This window comes from Cedecea neteri NBRC 105707 = ATCC 33855, assembly GCF_001571265.1.
GTDB classification, from domain to species: domain Bacteria; phylum Pseudomonadota; class Gammaproteobacteria; order Enterobacterales; family Enterobacteriaceae; genus Cedecea; species Cedecea neteri.
This window is the reverse complement of sequence record NZ_BCTL01000017.1, coordinates 21,967-30,495: the sequence shown is the minus strand read 5'-3', so window position 1 is coordinate 30,495 and position 8,529 is coordinate 21,967. Positions and strand designations below refer to the sequence as shown.

The window sequence follows — 8,529 nt, the reverse complement described above, 5'->3', positions numbered from 1 at the left end:
GGACACGTTCACTGTTTACAGTGGTGACAGAAATAAATGATGTTACGGTGAACGGAAAAACTGCAATCTAATATATTCCCACTCGGCCCCCCCAAAAAAACACATCTACCGCCCCGCGACAACGCTCACAGAACGGCATATGATTATCGGCTCCCTTACCGCCTTGTGGAGACCGTATGTCGTTACGTATCGAAGTCATCAAAGATAAAGTCCTGTCTGATAACTACTTCATCCTGCGCAATATTACCTATGACCTGTCTCGCAACGGGGCTGAAAGCGTGCGCCATAAGCGTGAAGTCTATGACCGGGGCAACGGTGCAACTATCCTGCTTTATAACCGTGATAAAAAAACCGTAGTGCTAACGCGCCAGTTCCGCGTTGCGACCTGGGTTAACGGTAATGAAGATGGCATGCTGATAGAAGCTTGCGCCGGGCTGCTGGACGCTGACGAGCCGGAAGTCTGCGCCCGCAAAGAGGCCATGGAAGAAACCGGTTTTCAGGTAGGAGACGTTGAAAAAGTCTTTGAACTGTACATGTCTCCCGGCGGCGTGACCGAAATCGTCTATTTCTATCTGGCCGAATACAGCGACGCGCAGCGAGAAGGGGCCGGCGGCGGCGTGGAAGATGAAGATATCGATGTGCTGGAAATCCCTTTCAGCCAGGCGATGGCGATGGTTAAGAACGGTGAAATTCGCGACGGTAAGACCGTGATACTGCTGCAACAGCTACAGTTGCGCAATATCATGGGGTAAAGTGCCATAAAATCAGGTTATTGTGATTTTTAATATTGCGATAAAGCTATCCGACAAATCCGATTGAGCAGGCTGTCTCGTGAGCCGAAGATACGTCGCACCATCGTACGTTTTTCACGCTTCGCTTCTTAGGGCAGCCTTCAATGTTCTATCGGATATCCTCCTTACTCATGCTTACTCTGCTGGTGGCGAAGGCTGCGTTTGCCGCGCCGGCACAAAAGCAGTTTTCCGACTGGCAGGTGACCTGCAACAACCAGAACTTTTGCAGCACCCGTAATACCGGGCTGCATCAGGGGCTGGTGATGACGCTTTCCCGAGGCGCGGGGGCGCGCAACGACGTTAACCTGCGTATTGACCTGGGAAATATGGAGAGTGTGGACGTCAAAGTTCCGCCCATTGAGCCACGCTTAAGGCTGGATGACGCGCCCCTCGTTATCCAGCCCAACGAATGGAAAGTGTCGCCTCATCATCTGATGACCAACAGCACGGATGCCATTAACGGCCTGCTGAATACTATCGGTAACGGCGATAAGATCTCGCTTGCTGACGGCGGCGGGATGATTTCTCTTAGCGGTTTGAAAGCGGCGCTGCTGTTTATCGACAGCCAGCAAAAACGCATTGGCAGTGAAACCGCATGGATTAAAAAAGGTGACGGGCCTCCGCTCAGCGTGCCTCCGGCTCCTCCGCTAAAAGAAGTCACCGCATCAGCGGCAGCATCAACGCCGCTTTCACACGACGAACTGAACGATCTGCTGGATTACGGCACATGGCGGATGAATAACAGCCAGTGTTCGCTTGATCCCTTGCGCCGTGAAGTGCGCGTTTTCCCTCTGACCGACGATAAAGCCCTGATGCTGACCAGCTGTGAGGCGGGAGCCTATAACGTGGTGTCCCTGGCCTGGGTGATTTCCCGGCAAAAGCCGTTTGTCGCCAGGACAATTCATCTGCGATTGCCCTTTATGCCGGACAGCGGCAGCACCGAGCTGGAGTTAATGAACGCGGGGTTTGACGAGCACGGCAAAGAGTTAACGACTTTGGCGAAAGGGCGCGGGCCAGGTGATTGCGGAGTGGCAACGCGCTGGCGCTATGACGGGCAGCGTTTCCGCCTGGTTCGTTATGCGGAAGAGCCCGCCTGCGACGGCTGGCATAAAGCGGGCGGCTGGCCCACGCTGTGGGTCACCAAGTAGGTTGACTGCATTGAGATAAAAGAGAACCCTCTCCTCAAAAGGAGAGGGCTGGATGAAAGGAACTACTTTTTACTCAGCGATTTTTTCGCCGTTGCCACGATATTTTCTACCGTAAAACCGAAGAACGGGAACAGCTTCCCGGCAGGCGCTGACTCACCGAAGGTGGTCATGCCGACAATACCGCCCTTAAGGCCGACGTATTTGTACCAGTAATCGGCTATACCCGCTTCTACCGCTACGCGAGCCCGTACTGCATAAGGCAAGACGGATTCCTGGTATTCCTCGTCCTGAGCGTCGAAAACGTCGGTGGACGGGATAGACACCACGCGAACCTTATGTCCTTCTTTGCTCAGTACGGCAGCGGCCTCGACGGTTATCTCGACCTCTGAGCCGGTAGCAATCAGGATGAGATCCGGCTTGCCGTCGCTGTCCTTCAGAATATAACCTCCGCGAGCAATAGCTTTGAGTTGCTCGGGCGTACGCTCCATCTGGGCAAGGTTCTGGCGAGAGAGGATTAACGCCGTAGGCCCGGTCTGGCGCTCGAGCGCGGTTTTCCACGCCACGGCGGCTTCAACCTGGTCGCAAGGGCGCCATGTACTGAAGTTAGGCGTCAGGCGCAGACTGGCAAGCTGCTCAACGGCCTGGTGCGTCGGGCCATCTTCCCCAAGGCCGATAGAATCATGGGTATACACCATTATCTGCCGCGCTTTCATCAGCGCCGCCATACGTGCGGCGTTACGGGCGTATTCCACAAACATCAGGAAGGTGGCGGTATAAGGGATAAAGCCGCCGTGCAGGGCAATACCGTTGGCGATGGCGGTCATGCCGAACTCGCGCACGCCGTAGTGGATGTAATTCCCGGCGGTGTCTTCTTTAATCGACTTCGAACCTTTCCAGATGGTCAGGTTGCTTGGGGCCAGGTCGGCGGAACCGCCCAGCAGCTCCGGTAGGGAAGGGCCGAAGGCGTTGAGGGCATTTTGCGAAGCCTTACGAGTCGCAATCTTGTCCGGGTTTGCCTGCAGCTGTTCGATGTACTGCTGGGCTGTTTTCTGCCAGTTATCCGGCAGCTTGCCTTCGGTACGACGCTTAAATTCGGCGCTCAGGGTAGGGTGAGCTTTGGCGTAGGCGGCAAATTTCTCTTTCCAGGCCGCTTCAGCTTTTTCACCTGCCTCTTTGGCATCCCAGGCATGATAAACGTCTTTAGGAATTTCAAACGGCGGGTATTTCCAGCCCAGTTGCTTGCGCGCCAGGGCGACTTCTTCTTCACCAAGCGGTGCGCCGTGGGCTTCTTCCTTGCCCGCTTTGTTTGGTGAGCCAAAACCAATCACCGTGCGGCAGATAATCAGCGAAGGTTTGTCCTTCACGCTCTGCGCTTCTTTGATGGCTTTTTTCAGCGCTTCCGGGTCGTGACCGTCTATCTCATGGATAACGTGCCAGTGATAGGCCTCGAAGCGTTTGGCCGTGTCGTCGGTAAACCAGCCGTCGGTTTCCCCGTCGATGGAAATCCCGTTATGGTCGTAGAAGCCAATCAGCTTGCCCAGACCCAGCGTCCCGGCTAGCGAAGAGACTTCGTGGGAAATCCCTTCCATCAGGCAGCCGTCGCCCATGAATACGTAGGTGTAGTGGTCGACGATGTCATGGCCAGGTTGGTTAAACTGCGCGGCCAGCGTGCGTTCTGCAATGGCCATCCCCACGGCGTTGGCTAACCCCTGGCCTAGCGGGCCAGTGGTGGTTTCCACGCCGGGGGTATAGCCGACTTCCGGGTGACCCGGCGTTTTGGAGTGAAGCTGGCGGAAGTTTTTCAACTCCTCCAGCGGCAGGTCATAGCCGCTCAGGTGCAGCAGGCTGTAAAGCAGCATCGATGCATGGCCGTTTGACAGCACAAAGCGGTCGCGGTTGGCCCAGTGCGGGTTAGACGGGTTGTGGCTGAGGAAGTCATTCCACAGCACTTCGGCGATGTCGGCCATGCCCATGGGCGCACCGGGGTGGCCGGAATTGGCTTTCTGGACCGCATCCATACTGAGGGCGCGAATGGCGTTGGCAAGCTCTTTACGTGATGACATGTTTCACTCCAGGTCTTGTTAAAGTTTGGCGGCGAGCAGGTCTTCCAGTTTGCGTTGATCTATGGCGAACAGGCGGATCCCTTCGGCCAGTTTTTCAACGGCCATAGCATCCTGGCTATGTTCCCAACGGAATTCCGCTTCGCTCATTGGCGCCGGACGGCGGAAGCCTTGTGAGAATGGGATGAGTTTACGGACAACTTCTTCTTCGCTGTCCTGCAGCTGCTGCAGCAGGTTTGGCGCGATGGTCAGCCTGTCGCAGCCTGCCAGCGCGAGGATTTGTTCCTTACGACGGAAGCTGGCGCCCATGACGATGGTTTCATAGTTATGTTGCTTGAAGTAGTCGTAGATATTGCGCACGGATTTCACGCCCGGATCTTCTTCTACCACGTAAGGATCCATCGGCTTGCGTGCCTGATACCAGTCGTAAATGCGGCCCACGAACGGGGAAATCAGGAACACGCCCGCTTCCGCGCAGGCGCGCGCCTGAGCAAACGAGAACAGCAGCGTCAGGTTGCAGTTGATGCCTTCTTTCTGCAGTTCTTCCGCCGCGCGGATCCCTTCCCAGGTTGAAGCCAGCTTGATAAGAATGCGGAACTTGTCGATCCCCTGCTCGGCGTACAGCTCAACCAGGCGACGAGCCTTGCTGATACTTTTTTCTTTGTCATAGGACAGACGGGCATCCACTTCGGTTGAAACGCGCCCTGGAATACTTTTCAGAATTTCCGCACCCACGTTGACCGCCAGTTTGTCACTGGCTTCGGCCACAATTTGCTCCCTGCTGCTGCCGCGCTGCTTGCCATAGGCCAGCGCGTCATCAATCAGCGGCTGATATTGCTCAAGCCCTGCGGCTTTCAACAACAGTGAAGGGTTGGTGGTGGCGTCTTCAGGCTGGTAGTGGCGAATAGAGTCGATATCACCGCTGTCGGCAACCACGGTGGTGTACTGCTTAATGCTGTCTAGCTGGTTCATTACTATCTCCTTGAAAAGCAACGTCTTACCTGAGCGTTCCGTGTCGCTCGCCGTGAAAATTGATTCTTTGCATAACCCAAAAGCATAGCAGATGGGCGGCGATGACGGGGGCGGCCGCTAACATTGGTTCTATAGTTAGCTAACAATAATTACGCCTAATCTTAATAGTATGGCTACCTTCAAAGTTTGCGAAACGTGCCCGCGTGATACTAGGCGGCTGACGTAACAATAAAGAAGACCCAAAAAGGAACGATGCAATGGATGAACAACTGAAGCAAAGTGCCCTCGATTTCCATGAATTTCCGATCCCGGGGAAAATCCAGGTTTCTCCGACCAAGCCGCTGGCAACCCAGCGCGATCTGGCGCTGGCGTACTCACCTGGCGTAGCGGCGCCTTGCCTTGAAATTGAAAAGGACCCGCTCGCCGCCTACAAATACACCGCGCGCGGCAACCTCGTGGGCGTGGTCTCTAACGGCACCGCGGTGCTGGGGCTGGGCAACATCGGCGCGCTGGCGGGCAAGCCGGTAATGGAAGGCAAGGGAGTCCTGTTTAAAAAATTCGCCGGTATCGACGTCTTCGACATCGAAATTGATGAGATGGATCCGGACAAGCTGGTCGACATTGTTGCCGCGCTGGAGCCAACTTTTGGCGGCATCAACCTGGAAGATATCAAAGCGCCTGAGTGCTTCTACATCGAGCAGAAGCTGCGCGAACGCATGAACATTCCGGTGTTCCACGACGACCAGCACGGCACTGCGATTATTTGTACCGCGGCGGTGCTTAACGGCCTGCGCGTAGTGGAAAAGAACATTTCCGATGTGCGGCTGGTGGTGTCTGGCGCGGGAGCTTCCGCTATCGCCTGTATGAACCTGCTGGTTGCGCTGGGCATGCAGAAACACAACATCGTGGTTTGCGACTCTAAGGGCGTTATCTATAAAGGCCGCGAAGAGAACATGGCGGAAACCAAAGCCGCCTATGCCGTGGAAGACAGCGGCAAACGGACGCTGGACGATGTGATTGAAGGTGCGGACATCTTCCTCGGCTGTTCCGGTCCGAAAGTGCTGACCCAGGAAATGGTGAAGAAGATGGGCAAAGCACCGCTGATTCTGGCGCTGGCTAACCCTGAACCTGAAATTCTGCCGCCGCTGGCGAAAGAAGTGCGTCCTGAAGCGATCATTTGTACCGGCCGTTCCGACTACCCGAACCAGGTGAACAACGTGCTGTGCTTCCCGTTCATCTTCCGTGGCGCGCTGGACGTTGGCGCGACGGCGATTAACGAAGAGATGAAGCTGGCTGCGGTTCACGCGATTGCAGAACTGGCGCACGCCGAGCAGAGCGACGTTGTCGCCTCCGCTTACGGCGAGCAGGAACTGACGTTTGGCCCTGAATACATCATTCCTAAGCCTTTTGACCCGCGTTTGATCGTCAAGATTGCACCGGCTGTGGCGAAGGCGGCGATGGACTCTGGCGTAGCCACACGTCCTATTCAGGATTTCAACGCCTACAGCGAGAAGCTGGAAGAGTTTGTCTACAAAACAAACCTGTTTATGAAGCCCATTTTCTCCCAGGCGCGTCAAGAGCCGAAGCGCGTGGTGTTAAGCGAAGGGGAAGAAGCACGCGTGCTGCACGCCACTCAGGAGCTGATTACTTTGGGACTGGCGAAGCCTATCCTGATTGGTCGCCCAAGCGTTATCGAAATGCGTATCAAAAAGCTGGGCCTGCAAATTCAGCCGGGCAAAGATTTTGAGATCGTGAACAACGAGTCCGATCCGCGCTTTAAAGAGTACTGGCACGAGTACTACAACATCATGAAGCGCCGGGGGATCACTCAGGAGCAGGCGCAGCGCGCGGTGATCAGCAACACTACGGTGATCGGGGCGATCATGGTGCATCGCGGTGAGGCCGATGCCCTGATTTGCGGGACAATCGGCGAATATCACGAGCACTTTGACGTGGTCGAGAAGCTGTTTGGCTACCGCGAAGGTGTGAAAGCGGCCGGGGCAATGAACGCGCTGCTGCTGCCGAGCGGCAACACCTTTATCGCTGATACCTACGTGAACGATGACCCTACGCCGGAAGAGCTGACGGAAATCACGCTGCTGGCGGCGGAAACGGTACGCCGCTTCGGCATCGAGCCGAAAGTCGCGCTGCTGTCCCACTCTAACTACGGTTCATCCAACAGCAAAGCGGCCTGCAAAATGCGCCAAACGCTGGAACTGGTACGCGAACGCGCGCCGGAGCTGGAAATTGACGGGGAGATGCACGGGGACGCGGCGCTGGTCGAAAGTATTCGTCATGAGCGTATGCCGGACAGCCCGCTGAAAGGTTCGGCCAACATTCTGATCATGCCGAACGTTGAGGCGGCGCGTATTAGCTACAACCTGCTGCGTGTTTCAAGCTCTGAAGGGGTGACCGTCGGGCCGGTGCTGATGGGCGTGGCGAAGCCGGTTCACGTGTTGACGCCGATTGCCTCTGTGCGTCGCATCGTGAATATGGTGGCGCTGGCGGTCGTGGAGGCGCAAACCGCGCCGCTGTGATTGAACGCCCCCTCACCCTGGCGGGGGAGGGGGAAACCGAGTCAAGCGAGCACTAAAGATCGCCTCTTCCTTGCAGGGAGAGGGTTAGGGTGAAGGTAAAAAAGCGAAAGCTACACCCACTCCTTCACCGGCAGGAAATCTCGATACAGGGCAGCCTCCGGGCTGCCTTCTTCCGGCTGGTAGTCATATTCCCAGCGCACCAGCGGTGGCATCGACATTAAAATCGATTCGGTTCGCCCGCCTGTTTGCAGGCCAAACAGCGTGCCACGATCCCACACCAGGTTAAATTCTACATAGCGCCCACGGCGATAAAGCTGGAAGTCGCGCTCGCGCTCGCCAAACGGCGTCTCTTTGCGGCGTTCAACAATCGGCAGATACGCGTCCAGATACCCTTGCCCCACGGCCTGAATAAAACGTAAGCCATAATCGAAGTCTGGCTTATTCAGATCGTCGAAGAACAGCCCGCCAATGCCGCGCTGCTCGTTGCGATGTTTGATGAAGAAATAATCATCGCACCACTTTTTATAGCGCGGGAAAACGTCCTCGCCAAACGGCTGGCACAGGTCACGAGCCGTGCGGTGCCAGTGAACCGCATCTTCTTCAAAGCCGTAGTAAGGCGTTAAGTCGAAGCCGCCGCCGAACCACCACACTGGCTCAGAACCCGGCTTTTCAGCAATAAAGAAGCGTACGTTGGCGTGGCTGGTTGGCACATACGGATTGTTCGGATGCACTACCAGAGAAACGCCCATGGCCTGGAAACTTCTTCCCGCCAGCTCAGGGCGGTGAGCCGTGGCTGACGCAGGCATGGCATCGCCATGAACGTGGGAGAAGTTTACGCCAGCCTGTTCAAACACCGCGCCGCCGCGCAGAACACGGCTTCGCCCGCCACCGCCGCCTTCGCGCTGCCAGTTATCCTCCTGGAAGGCGGAGCCATCAAGGGCGGAAAGCTGCTGGCAGATGGTGTCCTGCAGAGAAAGCAGGAACTGTTTTACGGCGTGGATATCGGGCTGAGTCATAAAAA

The 8,529-nt window shown here is 56.1% G+C and carries 6 protein-coding genes; 3 read left to right on the top strand and 3 right to left on the bottom strand.

Going from position 1 to position 8,529, the window contains the following annotated elements; translation table 11 throughout:
• The first annotated feature begins 176 nt into the window (after window positions 1-176).
• The gene (gene nudK, locus CNE01S_RS08605) at window positions 177-752 is read left to right on the top strand and encodes a GDP-mannose pyrophosphatase NudK (protein ID WP_061275188.1); all 576 of its coding nucleotides are present in this window, start codon (window positions 177-179) and stop codon (window positions 750-752) included.
• A gap of 143 nt (window positions 753-895) precedes the next feature.
• Window positions 896-1,939: a DUF1176 domain-containing protein gene (locus tag CNE01S_RS08600; RefSeq protein WP_061275186.1), complete on the top strand. Its 1,044-nt coding sequence runs from the start codon at window positions 896-898 to the stop codon at window positions 1,937-1,939.
• A gap of 62 nt (window positions 1,940-2,001) precedes the next feature.
• Here the strand turns inward: CNE01S_RS08600 and tkt are convergent, their stop codons facing one another.
• Window positions 2,002-4,002 carry a transketolase gene (gene tkt / locus CNE01S_RS08595; protein ID WP_061275184.1) on the bottom strand — a complete coding sequence of 667 codons (2,001 nt, stop codon included), beginning with the start codon at window positions 4,000-4,002 and terminating at the stop codon, window positions 2,002-2,004.
• An 18-nt stretch (window positions 4,003-4,020) separates the two neighbouring features.
• Window positions 4,021-4,971, bottom strand: coding sequence for a transaldolase (tal, locus tag CNE01S_RS08590; RefSeq protein WP_061275180.1), 951 nt, complete (start codon window positions 4,969-4,971; stop codon window positions 4,021-4,023).
• A 257-nt stretch (window positions 4,972-5,228) separates the two neighbouring features.
• Here tal and maeB point away from each other — a divergent pair, with 257 nt between their 5' ends.
• Window positions 5,229-7,508: an NADP-dependent oxaloacetate-decarboxylating malate dehydrogenase gene (gene maeB / locus CNE01S_RS08585; RefSeq protein ID WP_061275178.1), complete on the top strand. Its 2,280-nt coding sequence runs from the start codon at window positions 5,229-5,231 to the stop codon at window positions 7,506-7,508.
• A gap of 110 nt (window positions 7,509-7,618) precedes the next feature.
• Here the strand turns inward: maeB and hemF are convergent, their stop codons facing one another.
• A complete protein-coding gene (gene hemF, locus CNE01S_RS08580; protein ID WP_061275176.1) occupies window positions 7,619-8,524 on the bottom strand; it encodes an oxygen-dependent coproporphyrinogen oxidase in 906 nt (301 codons plus the stop codon).
• Between the last annotated feature and the right edge of the window lie 5 nt (window positions 8,525-8,529).